Here is a 19,286-nt window from a genome sequence, read left to right as displayed (position 1 = left end):
TCAACAAACAGAAGGCAATACCTTAAGATCAGCTAAATCATCAGGTATTGTCCTTCTTCATTTTATCTGACAGGTTAATGATATAATACGAAACTAAATTACTTCGGTTTCCGTCTAATTTCTAAACTGTTACTTAAGGTAAGGGAACTTACAAGGGGGCATAGAAACAATGGAAAAGAAAAACGGATTAATACCTTCAATAATTTTTGGATTTATTATTCTGTTGTCCATTTTGATACTAGGCTTATTTATTTTTAAGGGAGAAAACATCTTGGAAATAATTAAAGACGGATTAACAGACAATGAACCACATTAGTATTATTACCTGAGATAAATAAAAATAGATGGAGGTATAGTTATGTGGGTAATATTAGGGGTTGTTGCAATAGTAGCAACTTTTATAAATCTTTATATGTATACAGCAGGAAAGGACTATAAGCTCGCTATGGCGTTAGCATTATCTTTTACAGCATTAACAGTTTGTGCAGATTACAGTTATGTATCTGAGTGGGTAAAAGTGGAAGATTGGGCGGCATTATCGGATGTAGTACCTGGTATGGCAAGGGCACTATGGTTTTTGACAATTGTTTCTATCTTACTAAATATAGCCCCTATATTTTTAGAACGAAAACGTAAGCAATTATGACTTATCACATTAACACCTGTCATTTAGAGTAATCACAGAGTCATTTGAATCAGTTTTTAAGTTGGATCAAGCAGCTGATGGACCAAAATAAGATGAACAAGTTCATTATGGAACCAAGTGAGCTAAATAAGTACAGTAATAATCCCATGATTCGGGGAGCTATCTTAGGGGGCTACCACCGACCAATACTGATGAAAGAGATGTGAACAGTATGCCCGTTTACAATCAAATAGGAAGGACCTATAACACGACCAGAAAAGCAGATCCACGCATCACTCAGAGTATCCTGCAACAACTCAACTTAGAACATTCTGCAAACGTATTAGATATTGGTGCGGGAACTGGCAATTATAGCTATGAACTTGCAGAGAAGGGCTATAATGTCATTGCTCTTGAGCCCTCTGAAATCATGAGGACCCAAGGCAAACAACATAGAAATATCAATTGGAAAGAGGGGATTGCAGAGCGGATCCCATTAGAAGATGCGTCTGTAGATGGGATCATTTGTACTCTTGCTTCTCATCATTTTCAAGATTTGCCCCTTTGTTTTCAGGAAATGAGAAGAGTGTTAAAGGAGAATGGGAAAATCATCATTTTTACTCTAGACCCTAGATTATGCCAAGAAGAATGTTGGCTGTTTGATTACTTCGCACCAATTTTAAAAAGTGCGTATAGGATTCATCCACCAATGAAGGAAATCTCCCAATTACTTAAAGAGCAGATTGGTCGCCCTATTACTATTATTCCTTATCCACTGCCCTATGATTTGGTTGATCAGTTTTTCTTTGCAGGCTGGAGAAAGCCAGAACTCTATTTAGACAATGATTTTCAGCGCGGCACTTCTCCACTCGCTAAAGGGGAAGATGTTATGCGGTGTCTGGATAAATTAAGTACGGACCTGGAGAATGGAAGTTGGTTTGAAAACTATAACCACATTTTGAAATTAGAGGAGTACGATTGTGGTCATTTCTTTTTAGTCGTTTAAAAGGTATTCCTTATCGGAACCTTTTGTTGATGTCCAGCTACTTGTATGTAGGTGACAATAAAGTATTATGTCTCCAATCTTCCAGTAATGAGGGCGTTGATCTAAGAAGGATTAACGCTTTTTTTTTGAAGTTATTGGATTAACGGGCAGTTTAATGGAATTATCATGTTAGCAAATTTTTTAGGATAGGAGGCACACTTTTGTATTTATATCATATGGTCATTCATAATAATAATGGAGAAAATATAAGTCCCCAAAGGGTATTAAAGGAAGGGTTAAATCATAAGACAGCAACCAAATGGTATTCAAATAGTGGTAATTTCTTTGCGGAATTAACAGAACGTTTCAGACCTGCAAATGTTCCAAAATGGGTTGATTTAAAGGTAGCTTTTAGAGCAGATTTGGAAGCGTATGAAAAACCATACTATCGATTTCCTATATTTAGTGATAAGATTTTAGTTTTTAACCTAGATATATCAAGTGATTTATTTGCTTATGTTGAAGATAGATATGATGGTGGAAAAGGACGTTTTGTTGAAGGATTACCTACAAAAGAAGATTTAATGAAACATTATTGGGGAAGTATGGTAACTCTTGATGAGTTTTTGAAAAGCAAGCCTTTTAATAACCCTGAACTTTATATTTTTGAACAAGTTCCAGCTAAGCTAATTGACTATATTGAGTAAATTCATATTCCATTATCAGGGGCGTTTGCTGAACAAACAGTTGACCTCTGTGCAAGTAATGGAAAGTTAAACACCATAAAAAATGTATAAGAGCAGGCGTGATTCCAAAGGAATTGCGCCTGCTCTTATTTATTGGAGCATTTAATTTAGTATAAAAATACTAGTATTGACATTTGTGACAATCATTACTTACAGAATATGGATCGTTATGACCGAGCTTTTGCTAGCTGAGATTCACCGCTCATGATATTTTCTTCTGTTAAATTCCTAACCCAAATAGAATATATAATTTAACTTATTCCCATTATAGAACGATTGTTCCTATTATCAAAATAATCATTGTCAGTTACAAATAAAAAAAAGGTCACCTCTCTACTACTAGAGGGTGACTAAATTTATGATATATCATGGCTTTTGATATACCATTTAGGGAGAAATTTAATAAATCTCTTAGGTACATTATCAACTATATTGATGTTGGTGTCAACCAAAAAAGTTTGCCTAAGGAAAAAAATAAGAAATTGGTTTTTTTGTTCCTTCAAAAAGTTCCCCTTGAATCCATTATGTTAACTTATTTATAATTCGAGTTAACATTTTTGGTGATTTAATGTAAACTGATATTTGTATTTGGGTTACAATAAAAGAACCCAAGACACTTTATGACAGCGATATAAATGACTTTTTTTCCAGCTATAACTTAGATTAGGAGAGAGACGTATGGATCAGAGTAGAATATATAGTGTAAGGATGCGAGCTTCAGAAAAGGAATCACATGAAAATGGGGGGAAGCACATTTCTGGTGGTGAACTTCTCTCTTCTTATCATGATTTACAGGTGTCAGTAAATACATTGCTGGAAAAGGCATTACATCACCCAAGAGGAAAACCCGATTTTTTTCAAATACAATGTGAAATGGTCAATCAACCTATAAAACGAGTAAATCCTTTGACAGTCCAAACAAATGAAGTAACGACCGTTAAAGAAGGACAGGAGCTAGCTAGGTCTCTTCTTGAGAAAACGGGTGTCCCTCAAGACATTATTGAACAAGCCTATAAGCAAATCCCTGAATATGCGGTTAGAGGAGCAATCCTAATCGATATTCAAACCGGGGAGCGGATAGATGGGAGAATCGATAAAGGTGTTCGAGTCTCTAGAATGGATTGGCAAAGGGAGAATTTTGAGAAGTGGGCTAAATCAAAAGCCGTTCTTGCTAGCCCGAGGTTAAAGGAAGCGTTGGCACTTGCGACTAAAGTGTGTAATCACCCATTAACCATTGCAGAATTATGTTGGTCAGATGATCCAAATTACATTACTGGATATGTAACTGGTAAAAACATAGGTTATCAACGTATAACGCAACTCAAACACTATGGTGATGAGAGGGGATGCCGTATCTTTTTTGTTGATTCGTCATCTACGATCCATACATACGTGTCTTATTTAGAAGAGCAACCAATCATTGTTCAATGGGAGGAAGATCATGATTCAAGAGTTGATTGAAAATAACCAAAAATCTTTATGGTATGTCCGTGGGTACAGTATGGAATTAGAAATTTTGATCAAAACGCAAAAGCTCCCACTCTTTATTAATGGTTACGTGTAATGAGCATTAATCAATGGTTAAGCGAAAGGATAGAACAGACCAAACAGGCTGGCTTATATCGAGAATTAAGGACAATGAATACTGCACCCCAGCCACAAATGATAATCAATGGTACCCGACAGATTGTTTTTTCATCCAATAACTATTTAGGCTTAGCAAATGATCCAATTGTAATGGAAAAGGCATTAAAAACGGTACAGGAATTTGGAATGGGAAGCAGCGGATCTAGGTTAACCACCGGCAATACGGAATGGCATGAAGTGCTGGAGCAAAGGATTGCCAGTTTTAAAAGGATGGAGGCTGCTCTTTTATTCTCAAGTGGCTATTTAGCTAACATTGCTGTTCTTTCATCCTTGCCTGAAAAAGGGGACGTGTTATTAAGCGACCAACTGAATCATGCAAGTATCATCGATGGCTGCCGACTATCAAAAGCTGAAACGGTCATTTACAAGCATTCTGACATGAGTAATCTAGAGGAAAAATTAATAGAAACACAAACGTATACTCGTAGATTTATTGTCACAGATGGTGTTTTTAGTATGGACGGAACGATTGCTCCATTAGATGACATTATGAAACTATCTGAACGATATGATGCTTATGTCATTGTAGATGATGCGCATGCTACAGGTGTTTTAGGAGAAAGAGGAAGAGGAACAAGTGAGCTTTTTGGAGTTTCTCCGGATGTCGTCATTGGAACGTTGAGTAAAGCAGTAGGAGTTGAAGGTGGTTATGTAACGGGTTCTAGAGTTTTGATTGACTTCTTGATCAATCATGCCAGAACGTTTATTTTTCAAACGTCTCTTCCTCCGGTAAGCTGTGGAGCTGCCTATGCCGCATTCGATATCATAGAGAAAAGACAGGAATTAAGGGAACGATTACATAGACAGATTAACGTAATAAAAGGCACATTGGAATCAATGGGATTCACAGTATACGGACAGGGTACACCTATCATCCCGGTGATTATCGGGGATACAGAAAAGTCGGTTAGGTTTTCTAAAAAGCTCGAGGGAAATGGTATCTATGCACCTGCGATTCGTCCTCCAACTGTTCCTGAAGGAGAGAGTCGTATCCGACTAACTGTAACGGCTACTCACAATGATTCACACATTGAGCATTTGCTTGCATCATTTGAAGAGATTGGAAGAGAGTTGAAGATTATCTAATGAAGGCGAATACAGCTGCATGATACTAAAAGATGCGGAAAAGCGCATCTTTTTTTGAAGGCTTCGCCATTACGTTTTTCTAACTCAATATAAAGGAAGTTTAGGAGGTAGAACATGATGAATCAGAGTAAGCATAGATATACATTTGAGATGGCAGAAAACCCGTATTCTTTATATGAGGAAATTCGTTCCATTCATCCGGTTTATAAAGGGAGTTTTTTGAAATATCCTGGATGGTACGTAACTGGATATCAAGAAGCGTTAACCATTCTTAAAGATAATCGTTTTCAAACTCGAATTCCTCTTCCCGAGACAACGAAAAAGTATGAAGCCTTAAAAAAAATCCAAAGCCATATGATGCTTTTTAAAAATCCACCTGATCATGGAAGATTACGGATGCTTGTCAGCCACAAATTTACTCCTGCCAGAATTGAAAAGTGTCGTCCATTTATAGAAAAAATAGCAAATGATTTATGGGATGACATAAAGAATAAGAAGAAAATAGATGTGATCTCCGATTTCGCATATCCTTTTGCCAGTCTTGTCATTGCAAAAATAATAGGGATACCAGATCAAGATAAAGATATTTTTCGTGGATGGGCATTGAATTTGATTCAATCAATCGACTTTACACGTTCAAGACGATCCATTGTTAACGGAAACAATACAACATTTGAGATGCTATCATTCTTTAAAGATCTGATTAATAAAAGGAGCCAATCTCCTCAGGATGATCTGATTAGCGAATTATTACATCAAGAAGATAAGAAACTAACGGAAGAAGAACTATTAGCAACGTCTGTGTTACTTGTGATTGCTGGACATGAAACAACCGTCAATTTAATTAGTAATTCACTCTATTGTTTATTAAAAAATCCACAAGAATACCATAAATTGATTGAAACCCCTTCTCTTATTGAATTCGCAATAGAGGAATGCTTACGATATGAAAGCCCTACTCAAATGATAGCCAGGATCGCTTCAGAGGATGTAGAACTGAACAATGTTCAGATTCGAAAAGGTGATCATGTGTACGTCCTCATTGGAGCAGTTAATCGAGACCCCAATCAATTTTCAAACGCGGATACCTTTGATATTACTAGAAACCCAAACCCTCATCTTGCATTTGGGTCAGGTATTCATTTCTGTTTAGGTTCTGCTTTAGCGAGGGTAGAAGCTCAAATTGCAATACAGACGCTTTTACAAAGCGAAGTAAACATCCAGCTAGAAACCAAAGAGGTCGAATGGAGAAATCTGGTGGGCTTTAGAGCGATGAAAGAAATGTACGTACAATTATATGATCAATCAACAAATCATTAGGCGGCTTCTGTGATGAGGCCTGACACCGGTGCGGTGAAGCTTTAACGTACTGGGACCTGGCTCGAATTGCTATGAAGGGATTTATGCATCTATTTTACAGCCGGGTCAGCGCCTGGGGTAATGCTGGTATCGTTGATAGGGTTTTCAATTCATTCACGACTCCTTCAGACGGTTAAGAGTTAAAAATGCAAGCTGAAAAAGTTACAGGGGAAAAGCAAAATATTTGATAGTAGACCAGGGACGGTTTCCTCCTATCCGATGTAAAATGGGAATCGTCCCCACCCAGCTAGTTGACCGAATCATTCAGATAGAAAACGGCAATCTGAAATGCCTTTATCCTTCTCTCGATGTAGGTACGCTGCCCACTTCCGGGCTTCAGCTTCTCAAGAAAGGAAGGAAGCGTCAACAGCAAGCCCTCCAGAACCCCTTTTGCCTCTTTCAGATCTTCTTTGCTGACATCTACATCCTTGCCTTCCCAACGTGCATTCAGCACATCTGTGCCAATCCTTGCTGCTTTCAATCGCTTCTCAAGCAACTTTGTCTGAGGAGCACCAGGTTTCATATGAGCAAGGGCATTTTCCGATTTACGAATGATCGATAGAAACGCTTCAATTGAATGCTGCTTTTCTTCAGCTGTCATATTTTCCATGAGTCAATCACCTCGTTTTTCTTAGAATAGACTATTAGTAGTGTAACAAAAATACATAACCAGTACTGATATTTGATAAAGTGAGTCTAGATAAAAAAATGCTCAACTCTTTTTAAACATTGAATCTAAGTGGTGCCTTTTGTCCTCAAATGTAAAACAGTATCCTTCAAAAGAGGATGAAATAGAAGATCTTTCTGAAGAGGAAAACGATCTCCAAATCATTCGAATGAGAAGACAAGTGGTGGAAAAAATAGAATTGGTTGACGAGCATGCACCCCACTTACTCATTCGATTTGAAAACGATCATTCATTATTTATAAACGGATATCATGACGAATTTGAATGTTGGCAAGCAGGGGTTGATGGAGATAGTGAACTTGTCATTGCCTTACCAGGGAAAGATCTGGCTATATGGACACTTGATCATTTTCCTGAGTGATGAATGCGGATCGAGTTGATTTGAAGTAGAAGTAAAGGATTACTGTGAACAGAGTTTGATAATACGCTTTTTCCCTGATGGGATTAGGCGTATTTTTTGTGTCCTTTTAATGAGGAAAGAAAAGTGAAAAGTTAAGGTTCCTTTAAGCTTCCGTTAAGCTTCCTGTAAATTTTCACCAGTATAATAGTGAAGGAAGAATTCTTCAAAAGGTTGAATCGATCGATTTATTAACAGAATGGATCTTGTCAAAAAGTGAGTTGACCAAGAGAAAGGTTATGTCAAACAAAATGAAACGTAAAGAGACTTATCGTGTAATAGGCATCATTGCATTGTTGTTCGGAGTAGCGCTGTTGCACTTGATGAATGAGAAGCAGCCAATCAAGGTCGCTGTACTTGATAGTGGAATCAATAAAGACCATCCGGCATTGAAAGGAAAGATACATAAATCATTTAATGCCATTCAGCCGAATCAGAAGATTGAAGATCATTATGGTCACGGGACTCCAATCGCAGGCATCATAGCTGCCGAGGATTCGGGAGGCGAAATGAGCGGACTGGCTCAACATGTGTCCATTTATGATGTAAAGGTTCTAGATAAGAAAGGCAACGGGAAGGTAGCTGATTTGGTCAAAGGAATCAACTGGTGTATCGAAGAGAAGGTAGACATCATCAATATCAGTTCCGGTTTTCAAGTAGATGATCAACATCTGAAGAAAGCCATTGAAGAGGCGCTTTCTTCCGGGATTATCATCATAGCTGCAGCAGGAAATACACTGGGACAAGAGGCTGACTATCCGGCCCGTTATGAAGGGGTGTGGTCCATCACATCCGTAAACTCCGACATGGTCCGGTCTTCATTGGCGGCAAGGGGAAAGGTTGATTTCGCCGCAGCTGGAACAGAGGTTCTTTCGACCAATAAAGATGGTGACTTGGAAACTTTCAGTGGTACTTCCTTCGCTGCTGCCCAAATAGCTGGATATACTGCCCGCATACTAGATCGTGAGCATAAAGGGATCAAGAACATATACAAGATGTTACAAAAAGAAGCGATCGATTTAGGAGAAACAGGACCGGACCAAGACTATGGACATGGACTTGTAAGAATAAAATAAAGAGGTGCGCACATTGAGAAAACTAGTATTAAAGTGTTTGGTCATCACATTATTGTTCTCCATACTCCCTCAAGGGACCATGGCAGCAGAGGAAAACGCTCCACCACAAGGAATCGATTTAGAACAGGCTGAAAGGTCGCTTAGTGAGGAACATGATGTCGATCTTTCAGAACAGGTGAAAGTAGAGGTTAAAGAAGATACGGATGAGAAACTTGTTTTAGATATGAAAGTGGATGAGGAAGATCTTAAAGTTGATACAGAGCTTATCATGGACCTTGATAGCCAAGATGCGATGATCACAGGTAAGGTCATGGATGAATCAGGAAATGAATATGATGAATCCTACCATGTTGTCTTCCACGAAGTAGATGATGAGAAATTCATCGCTACTTTAACCGATACGCAAACAGGTGAAGAGTACGAGATTAACTCTACCACTCTACAAGCTTCCGTTATTCCGATTATCGTGGGTATTGTATTAAGATTAGGTATCAAGTATGCTATTAAAAAGTTTGGAAAAACAGCCGTAAAGAATGCCTTGAAACAAAGCTTGAAGAAAAAATGGAGTGCAGACGATTTAAAATCACTTCCAAAAGCAGATCAAAATGACATCAAAAAAATGTACGGCACTGCGTCCGATGCCTGGGATTTCTTCCATGCACAAGTGTCCAGTCATAGGGAAGTATCACCTGGAGTTTTTGTCGGAAAAGACAAAAACGGAGTAACCTTTACATACAGGAAATCTTCTAAATCAGGGCCTCCTACCATTGATGTCAACGGCATTAAAGGCGTTAGAAAAATAAAGTTTCTATAGGGAAGAGGTATATAAATGGAAAGAGTACAAAAGGCAGACGACATTTCCCGGTTAAAGGAAGCCTTCCAGAGAGTATGTAAGAAATCGGATCCATTTGGCAATCCATTTCAAGAAACCCTGAACGAAAGGGTGCTGATCTTCCCGACCAACGGTTATTACCTTCAGGAAAATCAGTTCTATGCTCTGATGAAAACCATTGTACAGGTTGGACAGGGAACCTTTTTCGTGTCGGAGTCAGAAGGTGATTCTTTTAATCTTTCACAGGACTTTCACTCGGAATTGGCACCGCAACACTGGATCGCCGAGAATGCCATTGCCTATGAAGACTATCAATCCATCCCTCTTGTGGTCGAGAATTCCCTCTATTCACCACAAGGAGAGTGGGGCTTGCAAATATCTCATGAAGACCACGCAGTCCTTGCCGGGAATTCATTATTCATTGACACATTTAAAGAAGCGTATCCCGAATGGAAAGAGGATAAAGAAAAATTTCTTCACTATTGGGTTGATGCAAATAAAGAATTTTCTACGGATATTACATGGATTGACGACTTCTTAAAACAATTTTAAGTAAAAGGTCTACAAGATCGTTTTCCACATTCATCATAAAAGCCGGCCACGTTTGTACTGGCCGGTTATTGTGGTTTTTGGTGTATGCCCTTCCGCATGTTAATGTTTTATTGTAGTGAGGGTCAGACACTACTTTTCTGTTCTTTTTCTATTAAAGATCAAGTTAATGGAAGAACTCTCTTGTTCAAAAAGCGAGATTTTGAAATAATTGTGATTATATAGGTAGCATTCAATTATATTTGTTTTTTTAAAATTTGTGGAGGTATAGATAATTCCATGAGCAATTTGTATTTTAGAGATATTGATAATACTAATGTATGTATCGTTAAAAATATAAAATTAAAACCTGGCCAAGATACATTTATTGAAACCGTAGAAGAATGTCTGGAAGAAGCTAAGGCTCACCATGAATGGCACCCAGTAGCTATCTATTCTGATGAGGAGATTATTGGTTTTGCAATGTATGGTTCGTTTGGTTCAACTAAAGATACTTGGATTGATAGAATAATGATCGATCAAAAATTTCAAGGTAAAGGCTTTGGGAAAATTGCAATGACTAAACTTATAGACATAGTTTCGAAAGAATATGGGGTAAACGTTATATATCTAAGTATCATTGAAGAGAATAAAATAGCTCATCGTTTATATGAAAGCATAGGTTTTGAGTTTACGAATGAAAGAGACCCAAATGGAGAACTTATTTTTAAGTACACAAGATAATGAAAAGATACTATTTTTCATAATAGTGAAGGGGTTTATCCGATGGTGGGTAACCTTTTTTTATTCAAAATCTTCTTGAGTAAGATACAGGATTTCGAAATGATTGGTATCTGTGAAAAAGTAGCTTGATCGATAATCGAAAAATTCAGTGGACAGATATTATAGTTTATTTATGTATTTTTGATTTCAGTGTCTGACCTTCAGCACGTTAATCTTTTATTGTCGAGAGGGACAGATACAAGTTTTCGTGGACTTACATTACATACGTACAAATATCCATTTCAGCCTCTAAATCGTTCACAATAAAGGATAATATAGATGGAGAAAAATACATGCCAGGTACTTCATTATTATAGATCTTAATAACAATCGTTATTTTACAATCAAACGTATTGGTCCTTTTAAACTGAAGGATTTTCTCTGTCTTTTCATCGAGAATTTCTTTCATTTTACTCAAAGCATCATTAATATCTCCTGATGGAGCGTAGCCTGTATTCATTTCCCGACATCCCTCTAACCTTTTCATTAGTCCATTCTCTCTAATGAAATCGCCTTTTCTATAACTTAGGGAGGGCTGCAATTCTAGAAGTTTAGTAATTTCATCAGGATTTAATTCATCACCATATATGCAAAACTCTACATTGATTTCTGTATTCATTAAAATCGCCCACTCTCATCTCATTGTCCATTGAGAAATCATCATTAACACAAATAGTTCTGAACTTTATAATCATACCTGCAGAAAGTGAAATAAACCTTAATAAAACATTAAATTAACCATAAATAACTCTTTTTGTAAAAAATCTTCTTGAGTAAGATAGTAGATTTTGAAATAATTGGAATTAACTATACTTGTAGTTTATGGTTAACCACCCGTTAAATCAATTTACAAAGAAGGGAGTAGGATAAAAATGTTTAAGGATAGCATCAAGCTCCCCTTTATCTATTTCTTATCATCAACTGTTTATCAAATAATCGATGATCGACAAGTTCAGTGGACAGATAATAGTATGATCTGTTTTTTTATGTTCTTGTTTATAATGTTATATAATTGGTCGAAAGTCCCCTATGAATGGAAGAAGGATAAGGTGGAAAAGGATTTGATAAATGACTATGAGAACAAACACTAAAATCAACACAGCAAACATCGGGGGAAAGTATATTGAATAGGCACATTAGAGAAGCCACTAAGAATGATTATGATGTGGTTCATCAAATCCAAAGACAGGTACATGAAATTCATACAAAGGAAAGACCAGACCATTATAAGATGGCTGATACTACGTTGGATAAAAAGTATTTTAACAACTTGATAGAAGGAGAAAATACAAAGGTATTCTTACTGGAAGAAGACCAACCAATCGCGTATTCAATCCTTACGATCAAACATACAGAGGAAAGGCCCATTCTCATTCCAAGGAAAGTGGTCTATATGGACGATTTCGGGGTTGATCGTATGTACAGGGGAAAAGGAGCCGGGAAAATATTCTTTGAGAAAATAGTGGAGTTCGCAAAGGGTATAGAAGCAGACTCATTAGAGTTAGGCGTGTGGGAGTTTAACGAAAATGCCATAAAATTTTATGAATCAATGAATGTAAAGACAAAAATGAGGAGGATGGAAATAGAGTTATAAAGCTCTCCTTGTCCCATCGCGTCTTTGGATCTTCATGATTTGATATAATGTTTACCACGCAGCTTCAATGCTATGGATAGGAGGATGAAAGATGGAAAATAACGTCTTTGAAGAGATGGCGAAAAGATACGATACAGAAAATCGAATAGAATTGGCAAAGGTAATTGTTAGTGAAGTAAAACAAGAACTACATAATAGTCAATCAAAATCTCTGATCGACTACGGGAGCGGCACCGGTCTTGTTAGTCTGGAATTAACGGATTTAGTGGAATCCATTTTGTTGGTCGATTCATCAGAACAAATGGTAGAGGTTGCGAAAGCAAAGATTTCTCAAAAAGGTATCACGAACTCGGAAGCACTTTATTCAGATTTTACCCAGGGAACTCCTGATCTTAAGGCTGACATCGTGTTAATGTCACTCGTCCTTCTTCATATTCCAGATACTAAAAAAATTCTAAAAGAGTTGTTCAACATTCTGATTGATGGTGGCAAGCTCATAATTGTTGATTTTGACAAAAACCATAACATCAGCCACCCGAAGGTTCATAACGGCTTTGTCCATGAAGAACTGAAAGAAAAGCTATCCGAAGTGGGATTTAAGTCAACGGAAATCAAGACATTCCATCATGGAGAACGTATTTTCATGAATCAGGATGCCTCTATGTTTATATCCAGTAGTATAAAGTGATTTAGGGGAAACAATAACAACATAGGAAATCGAGTTTGAAATCATAAAGATTTTAGGCTCGGTTTTTTTTAGGCGGGTACAATGATTATTCAACACTTGACATTGACGTGAATTCAATCAATGATGATGGTAATAAATGTGAGGGTGATTCAGTTGAAGGATTCAGTGGATATTCTAATAATTGAAGACGATGAGGATATTAATCGCTTACTATGTAATATTGTCAGGAAAAGTGGCTATTCCCCGAAGCCCGCATACTCAGGTACGGAAGCAGTGATCTACCTGGACAGTCAGAAATGGGATATGGTATTAATTGATCTCATGCTCCCGGGTTTATCTGGTGAAGATCTATTAAAAAAGGTCACAAATGAAAGTAATGTGCCGATCATTATTATTTCGGCAAAGCTTGAAACACAAACGAAGATCCATTCGTTAAGAGCTGGTGCAGATGACTATATTACAAAACCTTTCGATGTTGATGAGGTATCGGCCAGAATTGATTCCTGTCTTAGAAGGTATTGTGATCTATCAGATGCTCCGCTAACAAATCAAATGATTTATAAAGATATTGTATTGGATACGGACTCAAAAATAGTGACAGTGAATGGAAATGAACTCAAATTAACGGCACGGGAATATGAGATATTGCTTCTCATGATGTCCTCTCCTAAAAAGGTTTTTTCAAAGCCTAATTTGTTTGAGAGTGTGTGGAATGAGAAATTCCATGGAGACGACAATACCATTAATGTTCATGTAAGTAATATCAGAAGTAAGCTTGCGAAAGCGAATCAGAATGAAGAGTATATTGAAACCATTTGGGGAATGGGCTATAAACTTAAAACTTAAGGTTTTCTTAAGATATGACTTAAGACTTTCTTACGTTTTCCTTCTTATACTTTAAGAGTGTTCAAAGAGGAGCCCTTTGAACAAGTGAATAAAGGAGGGAAATAGTTGATGAATGAGTATGTATTAAAAACCAGTCAATTATCAAAAACATATCAAAATAAAATGGCGCTTCGTAAAGTGAGTGTCATGATCAAAAAAGGGTCTATTTATGGCTTTATCGGTCAGAACGGGGCCGGTAAATCAACGCTGATTCGCCTAATAACCGGTCTCGCATATCCAACGACAGGTACATTTGAATTGTTTGGAGAAAGCCAGGAACGAAATATTATTGAAGCCAGAAAAAGAGTAGGAACCATCATCGAAGGGCCGGCCCTATATCCGCAAATGACCGCCGCTGAAAACTTGGAAGCTCACCGTTTGCTGAAAGGGATACCGGGAAAAGACTGTATCGAAAAAACCTTGAATTTAGTCGGTTTGCAGAATACAGGAAAAAAGAAGGCAAAGAATTTTTCATTAGGAATGAAGCAGCGTTTAGGCCTTGGTATCGCATTATTAGGGGATCCTGAGTTTCTGATCCTGGATGAACCGATCAATGGACTGGACCCTATGGGAGTTGTCGAAGTACGGGAATTACTTAAAAAGCTGAATAGAGAATATGGAATTACTATACTAATCTCCAGTCATATATTAAGTGAGCTGCATTTACTGGCCACTCACTATGGGATTATTCATGAGGGAGAATTGTTAGAACAACTCTCCGCGAAAGAACTGAATGAAAAATGTCAGCAGTACTTGCATATTAAAGTGGATGATCCAAACAAAGCTGCAACGGTAATAGAAAATCATTTTTCAACACAAGAGTTTGAAGTCATGCCTGATGGAACCATAAGGTTGTTTGCCTATGTTGACATACCGGGTGAAGTTTCCAAAATCTTAACCAGTGAAGGGTTGGTCATAGAAGAATTTATGCCAATGGGAGAAGATTTGGAAACGTACTTTAGTCATCGCATCGGAGGTGTACAGCATGGGTAATCTACTAAAAACGGAATGGTATAAATTAAAGAAAGACCGATCATTTCGGTTCCTGACCTGGATGTTAGTTGCGGCTGCAGTGTTGTTTCCACTAATAGAATTCGATAATGGGGCTTCAGGATTGCCAACCGTAAAGGATTACTATCGGGAGAGCATTCTCGGTCCTCATGCGAATATAGTGAAGCTTATTCCAAGTATTTTGGCAGGCTTCTTTATTACAAGCGAATATTCCATGGGTACGATGAAAAGTATCGTATCTTCAGGCAATAGCAGGTTCCGAATCTACTCTGCGAAGCTTATCGTATTTTCAATTGGAGCCATTCTCATATCATTAATATTACCGATTATCATGACGGGGACCAGCGCCATCTATTTTGGGTTTGCAGAGATGCCTGAGTGGACCTATTACCTGCAAACACTGGGACTGATTATATTGTACGGGGCAGCCTTCGCTTCCATCATGGCGATCTTTTCTATCCTGTTTACGGACAGTGGGAAAACGATAGGGTTTCTTCTTCTGTTTTTTGTATTTGCTGATTGGCCCCTGCAAATGTTAGCGGCAAAAGTACCCTTGTTTGAAACTATGATAAATCATTCCGTCTTTAAGTTGATTTATGACATTATCATAGTGGATACGTTGAAGAACGGGGATGTTTTCATCATTATTTTGGTTCCCATTCTGACGTTTCTGTTATTTGGTGCCTTAGGAAGCAGCATTTTTCAAAGAAAAGAAATTAAGTAAACGGAAGTGGGTGAGGTCAAATGATACTCTATATATTGATGGCAGTTTTGGCAGCCTTCGCATATGTCCTCATCCGTTTTTATCTACTGAAAAAGGAAATGAAAAGTGCAACCCTGCAACTCCGGCAATTACACCAACAGGATTCAGCGAAAAAAATGACGATTCGCTTTTATGACCGCGATTTCGAGGAATTAGCACAGGAAATAAATAAGCAGATTGATTTAACGAAACAGGCTGTAGCAGTCAAGCGCTCCACTGAAAATGAATTAAGACAAGCTATATCCCATATTTCTCATGATATTCGAACACCCATGACATCAATCTTAGGATATATTCAATTTCTGGAATCAGATGAAATGAGCCACGAGGAAAAAAAGAAATACATTGAAACAATCAAAAATAGTGCAGGAAGGTTAAAGGTGTTACTTGAAGATTTTTTCGAGCTATCGATTATTGAACAAGCGGATTACCCTTTGAAAATGGAGAAGGTCAGTTTGAACCATTTGATTATCGAGTCACTATTAGGGTTTTATGAGGAGTTTAATAAAAGGGACATAGAACCGGACATCTATATCCCGGAGCATGAAATTATAATGATGGCGGACCCCTCTCTCATTAAAAGAGTAATCGAAAATCTCGCAGTGAATGCCATTCGATACTCTACAGGAAATGTGACCATTCAGCTTAAAGAAACGGATACAGCCGTTCAGCTGAAAATTTCAAACTCGGTCGGGAAAATGAGTGAGCTTAACGTACATCAGATGTTCGACCGTTTTTATAAGGCTGATCAAACAAGAACCGGGAAAGGTACTGGGCTCGGATTACCGATTGCGAAAAGCTTAATGGAAAAAATGAACGGAAGCATTTTTGCTGAATTAAAAGAGAATCATTTAACGATGATTTGTGAATGGAAAGCGGAATCGGATTAATACAATGCTTCACAATTACCATCAGAACTGAAGTTTAGTCAGTTACCAAAAAAATGGGCTATTATTTGATTGACAATTTGTGCTATTCTGCGATACTATATACCAGTAGTTAGTATTACTGAATATCAGTAATACAATACACCTGAGCGACAGAGTACTGGAACTATAACGAAATACAATAGGGGGTGAACATTTGGAGAATTTTACTGAAATGCTGAAAGGAGTGCTTGAGGGTTGTGTGCTTGAAATCATCAGCCGCGGTGAAACGTATGGCTATGAAATCACGCAACAGCTGAGAGAACTTGGCTTCACGGATGTGGTTGAAGGCACAGTTTATACGATTACCATGCGCCTTGAGAAAAACAATCTGGTGGACATTGAAAAAAAGCGCTCTACTGTGGGGCCACCGAGAAAATTTTACACACTCAACGCAGCAGGTCATGAGAAGCTCGAAACTTTTTGGGGAAAATGGGATTTCGTCTCAAGCAAAATGAACGAACTCAAAACGAAAGAAATCAAAAGGAGAGGGTAAGATGAAGTTTATAGAAAAAATTATCGGAAGTCTGGCTGACAAGCGGGAATGGAGGGAGATGGAGGCGCGTGCGAAGACACTCCCAAGTGAGTACTTCAACGCATACAAAGCAATCCAAAAATATATGTGGACCGCAGGTGGTCTCACTGATTGGAAGGATACCAGCCGTATCTTTAATGGCATTCTAGACCTGTTCGAAGAAGGAGCAGCGGAAGGCAAGAAGGTAACTGACCTCACGGGTGAGGACGTAGCTGCTTTCTGTGATGAACTGGTGAAGGACTCGGAGACCTGGAGTGACAAGCATCGCGCTAAGTTGAACGATACGATCGGCCGTGGAAAAAAGTGAATGCAAATGAGAATACCGACTGAATAGCTGGTTGAATGTGGTAGTACCTTCACTATTCAGTTATTTTTTTTATCCGGTAGTAAGTATTACAGAATATCAGTCTGACTGAGTACTGGAGGAAAGGTAAACTAGCTATTTTTATAAGGAGGAAAAAAGATGAGTGAAGCAGCGATTTCTGTAAAAGGGTTGAAAAAGTCCTTTAAAGACAAGGAAGTCTTAAAGGAAGTGGACTTTGAGGTGGAACGTGGTGAAATTTTCGCATTGCTGGGCTCTAATGGAGCGGGAAAGACAACGATCGTCAATATCCTTTCGACGCTGATGAAGCAGGATTGCGGTGAAGTGAGTATTTGCGGCTTTGATGTTCAGCGTCAACCGGATCATATTCGACAGAGCATCAGCTTGACTGGTCAGTTTGCCGCTTTAGACGGCATGCAAACCGGGCGGGAAAATCTGATGATGATTGCCAAGTTGCGTGGGGTGCCCAATCCCTCTCAAGTCGCCGAGGATCTGCTTGCAAGATTCAGTCTCACCGATGCAGCCAACCGACGTGCCGATCATTATTCAGGGGGGATGAAGCGCAGGCTTGATATTGCCATGAGCCTGATAGGGAAGCCGGCCGTTATATTTCTCGATGAACCGACTACAGGGCTTGACCCCGAAGCGCGGATTGAAGTCTGGGAGACCGTCAAGGAGCTTGCCGGCGGTGGCACGACCATATTGCTGACGACCCAGTATCTGGAGGAAGCGGAACAACTGGCGGACCGCATTGCCATCCTGCATGGCGGAAAAATCATCACGACGGGTACCCTTACGGAACTCAAGGAGATGTTCCCGCCTGCGAAAGTGGAGTACATCGAGAAGCAGCCGACATTGGAAGAAATTTTTCTCTCAATCATTGGTAAAAAAGGGGGAGATGTAAATAAAAAGTAAAACAGGGGTATTACTCGGACGTTTAATGCGCAATATTATGCGTAGCCCGGATACGATTATCACGGTGGCGATCACGCCGATTATGATGATGCTGCTGTTTGTCTACGTATTTGGCGGAGCTATCGAGACTGGCACGGACAACTACGTCAATTACCTATTGCCGGGTATCCTGCTGATCACGATCGCATCCGGCGTCGCGTACACTTCTTTGCGGCTCTTTAATGATGTGAAGAGCGGGTTGATGGCGCGCTTCATTACCATGCCCATCAAGCGCTCTTCGGTATTGTGGGCTCATGTATTGACATCGCTTGTTTCTAATGCGCTTACTGTTTTGGTGGTTATCCTCGTCGCTCTCTTGATGGGTTTCCGTTCCAGTGCTGATATCCTGGATTGGCTCGCGGTAATTGGGATACTCGTACTGTTTACGTTAGCGCTGACATGGCTGGCGGTTATCCCCGGATTGACAGCACGGTCCATGGAAGGAGCCACAGCATACTCGTACCCGCTGATTTTTCTGCCGTTCATCAGCTCAGCCTTTGTCCCCACTGAAACGATGCCTAAAATTGTTCGGGCTTTCGCAGAGAACCAGCCCGTGACTTCAATCGTGAATTCGATTCGTGCCCTCTTATTTGAAGGGACTGTCGGCAACGATATCTGGACCTCGCTTGCCTGGTGCGTCGGTATCATGGTCATCGCTTATTTCATCGCTGGTCAATCATTTAAACGCCAGTTAGGGTAAGTGGTAAAGGACATGAGGGTACTGATGGATGATGAGGTAAGAATAATGAACAAAGGAATAATTAATGAAAAGTATAAACGGAAATCTGATGAAAAGGAAACTGAGCAGTAACATTTGAGAGTGATTGCTTTCATGAAAAGGTGCATTTCTTGATCA

At 38.9% G+C, this 19,286-nt stretch carries 24 protein-coding genes; 22 read left to right on the top strand and 2 right to left on the bottom strand.

Annotated elements, in window-relative coordinates; all coding sequences use genetic code 11:
- Nucleotides 1–169 precede the first annotated feature (169 nt).
- The 7 genes from ACXAF2_RS06250 (at nucleotide 170) to ACXAF2_RS06220 (ending at nucleotide 6,409) form a co-directional block, all read left to right on the top strand.
- Complete coding sequence (locus ACXAF2_RS06250; protein WP_475137817.1) at nucleotides 170–316, top strand: hypothetical protein; 147 nt, start codon at nucleotides 170–172, stop codon at nucleotides 314–316.
- Between the two features lie 42 nt (nucleotides 317–358).
- Nucleotides 359–646, top strand: a complete 288-nt coding sequence (locus ACXAF2_RS06245; protein WP_475137816.1) for a hypothetical protein — start codon at nucleotides 359–361, stop codon at nucleotides 644–646.
- Nucleotides 647–857: 211 nt separating this feature from the next.
- Nucleotides 858–1,631 (top strand): class I SAM-dependent methyltransferase, encoded by a 774-nt coding sequence (locus tag ACXAF2_RS06240; protein ID WP_475137815.1) that lies wholly within the window; start codon nucleotides 858–860, stop codon nucleotides 1,629–1,631.
- Nucleotides 1,632–1,831: 200 nt separating this feature from the next.
- Nucleotides 1,832–2,317 (top strand): hypothetical protein, encoded by a 486-nt coding sequence (locus tag ACXAF2_RS06235; protein ID WP_475137814.1) that lies wholly within the window; start codon nucleotides 1,832–1,834, stop codon nucleotides 2,315–2,317.
- A gap of 717 nt (nucleotides 2,318–3,034) precedes the next feature.
- A complete protein-coding gene (gene bioW, locus ACXAF2_RS06230) occupies nucleotides 3,035–3,817 on the top strand; it encodes a 6-carboxyhexanoate--CoA ligase (RefSeq protein ID WP_475137813.1) in 783 nt (260 codons plus the stop codon).
- A gap of 102 nt (nucleotides 3,818–3,919) precedes the next feature.
- Entirely contained in the window at nucleotides 3,920–5,089 is a 1,170-nt protein-coding gene (bioF, locus tag ACXAF2_RS06225) for an 8-amino-7-oxononanoate synthase (RefSeq protein ID WP_475137812.1), read from the top strand.
- Between the two features lie 114 nt (nucleotides 5,090–5,203).
- On the top strand, nucleotides 5,204–6,409 hold the full coding sequence (locus tag ACXAF2_RS06220; RefSeq protein WP_475137811.1) for a cytochrome P450: 1,206 nt from the start codon (nucleotides 5,204–5,206) through the stop codon (nucleotides 6,407–6,409).
- A gap of 286 nt (nucleotides 6,410–6,695) precedes the next feature.
- Here the strand turns inward: ACXAF2_RS06220 and ACXAF2_RS06215 are convergent, their stop codons facing one another.
- Nucleotides 6,696–7,058: a hypothetical protein gene (locus ACXAF2_RS06215; protein WP_475137810.1), complete on the bottom strand. Its 363-nt coding sequence runs from the start codon at nucleotides 7,056–7,058 to the stop codon at nucleotides 6,696–6,698.
- A gap of 139 nt (nucleotides 7,059–7,197) precedes the next feature.
- Between ACXAF2_RS06215 and ACXAF2_RS06210 the strand changes: the two genes are divergently transcribed.
- The 5 genes from ACXAF2_RS06210 to ACXAF2_RS06190 all read left to right on the top strand — a co-directional run bounded on the left by ACXAF2_RS06210 (nucleotide 7,198) and on the right by ACXAF2_RS06190 (nucleotide 10,713).
- Nucleotides 7,198–7,497, top strand: coding sequence for a hypothetical protein (locus ACXAF2_RS06210; RefSeq protein WP_475137809.1), 300 nt, complete (start codon nucleotides 7,198–7,200; stop codon nucleotides 7,495–7,497).
- Nucleotides 7,498–7,772: 275 nt separating this feature from the next.
- On the top strand, nucleotides 7,773–8,609 hold the full coding sequence (locus ACXAF2_RS06205) for a S8 family peptidase (RefSeq protein WP_475137808.1): 837 nt from the start codon (nucleotides 7,773–7,775) through the stop codon (nucleotides 8,607–8,609).
- A gap of 13 nt (nucleotides 8,610–8,622) precedes the next feature.
- A complete protein-coding gene (locus ACXAF2_RS06200; protein ID WP_475137807.1) occupies nucleotides 8,623–9,423 on the top strand; it encodes an SAR2788 family putative toxin in 801 nt (266 codons plus the stop codon).
- 15 nt (nucleotides 9,424–9,438) lie between these two features.
- On the top strand, nucleotides 9,439–9,993 hold the full coding sequence (locus ACXAF2_RS06195; RefSeq protein WP_475137806.1) for a hypothetical protein: 555 nt from the start codon (nucleotides 9,439–9,441) through the stop codon (nucleotides 9,991–9,993).
- A 276-nt stretch (nucleotides 9,994–10,269) separates the two neighbouring features.
- Nucleotides 10,270–10,713, top strand: coding sequence for a GNAT family N-acetyltransferase (locus tag ACXAF2_RS06190; protein WP_475137805.1), 444 nt, complete (start codon nucleotides 10,270–10,272; stop codon nucleotides 10,711–10,713).
- A 253-nt stretch (nucleotides 10,714–10,966) separates the two neighbouring features.
- On the opposite strand, the gene ACXAF2_RS06185 is transcribed toward ACXAF2_RS06190, so the two are convergent.
- Nucleotides 10,967–11,371: a DUF4279 domain-containing protein gene (locus ACXAF2_RS06185; protein WP_475137804.1), complete on the bottom strand. Its 405-nt coding sequence runs from the start codon at nucleotides 11,369–11,371 to the stop codon at nucleotides 10,967–10,969.
- A 504-nt stretch (nucleotides 11,372–11,875) separates the two neighbouring features.
- Here ACXAF2_RS06185 and ACXAF2_RS06180 point away from each other — a divergent pair.
- From ACXAF2_RS06180 to ACXAF2_RS06135, 10 genes are all read left to right on the top strand, one after another.
- Entirely contained in the window at nucleotides 11,876–12,346 is a 471-nt protein-coding gene (locus ACXAF2_RS06180; RefSeq protein ID WP_475137803.1) for an N-acetyltransferase family protein, read from the top strand.
- 91 nt (nucleotides 12,347–12,437) lie between these two features.
- On the top strand, nucleotides 12,438–13,034 hold the full coding sequence (locus ACXAF2_RS06175; protein ID WP_475137802.1) for a class I SAM-dependent methyltransferase: 597 nt from the start codon (nucleotides 12,438–12,440) through the stop codon (nucleotides 13,032–13,034).
- 153 nt (nucleotides 13,035–13,187) lie between these two features.
- The gene (locus tag ACXAF2_RS06170) at nucleotides 13,188–13,880 is read left to right on the top strand and encodes a response regulator transcription factor (RefSeq protein WP_475137801.1); all 693 of its coding nucleotides are present in this window, start codon (nucleotides 13,188–13,190) and stop codon (nucleotides 13,878–13,880) included.
- 108 nt (nucleotides 13,881–13,988) lie between these two features.
- Entirely contained in the window at nucleotides 13,989–14,912 is a 924-nt protein-coding gene (locus ACXAF2_RS06165; protein ID WP_475139124.1) for an ATP-binding cassette domain-containing protein, read from the top strand.
- Complete coding sequence (locus ACXAF2_RS06160) at nucleotides 14,905–15,654, top strand: ABC transporter permease (protein ID WP_475137799.1); 750 nt, start codon at nucleotides 14,905–14,907, stop codon at nucleotides 15,652–15,654. Before ACXAF2_RS06165 ends, ACXAF2_RS06160 begins: the two co-directional genes overlap by 8 nt.
- A 20-nt stretch (nucleotides 15,655–15,674) precedes the next feature.
- A complete protein-coding gene (locus ACXAF2_RS06155) occupies nucleotides 15,675–16,583 on the top strand; it encodes a sensor histidine kinase (RefSeq protein ID WP_475137798.1) in 909 nt (302 codons plus the stop codon).
- 193 nt (nucleotides 16,584–16,776) lie between these two features.
- The gene (locus ACXAF2_RS06150) at nucleotides 16,777–17,115 is read left to right on the top strand and encodes a PadR family transcriptional regulator (protein WP_148969987.1); all 339 of its coding nucleotides are present in this window, start codon (nucleotides 16,777–16,779) and stop codon (nucleotides 17,113–17,115) included.
- A gap of 1 nt (nucleotide 17,116) precedes the next feature.
- Entirely contained in the window at nucleotides 17,117–17,461 is a 345-nt protein-coding gene (locus ACXAF2_RS06145; RefSeq protein WP_475137797.1) for a DUF1048 domain-containing protein, read from the top strand.
- A 156-nt stretch (nucleotides 17,462–17,617) separates the two neighbouring features.
- Entirely contained in the window at nucleotides 17,618–18,391 is a 774-nt protein-coding gene (locus ACXAF2_RS06140) for an ABC transporter ATP-binding protein (RefSeq protein WP_475137796.1), read from the top strand.
- Complete coding sequence (locus ACXAF2_RS06135; protein WP_475139122.1) at nucleotides 18,381–19,130, top strand: ABC transporter permease; 750 nt, start codon at nucleotides 18,381–18,383, stop codon at nucleotides 19,128–19,130. The genes ACXAF2_RS06140 and ACXAF2_RS06135 overlap by 11 nt, the downstream gene beginning before the upstream one ends.
- The last annotated feature ends 156 nt before the right edge of the window (nucleotides 19,131–19,286 follow it).

This window comes from Rossellomorea sp. ABR4_004 (assembly GCF_056159585.1).
This window is presented reverse-complemented; position numbering and strand designations above follow the sequence as displayed.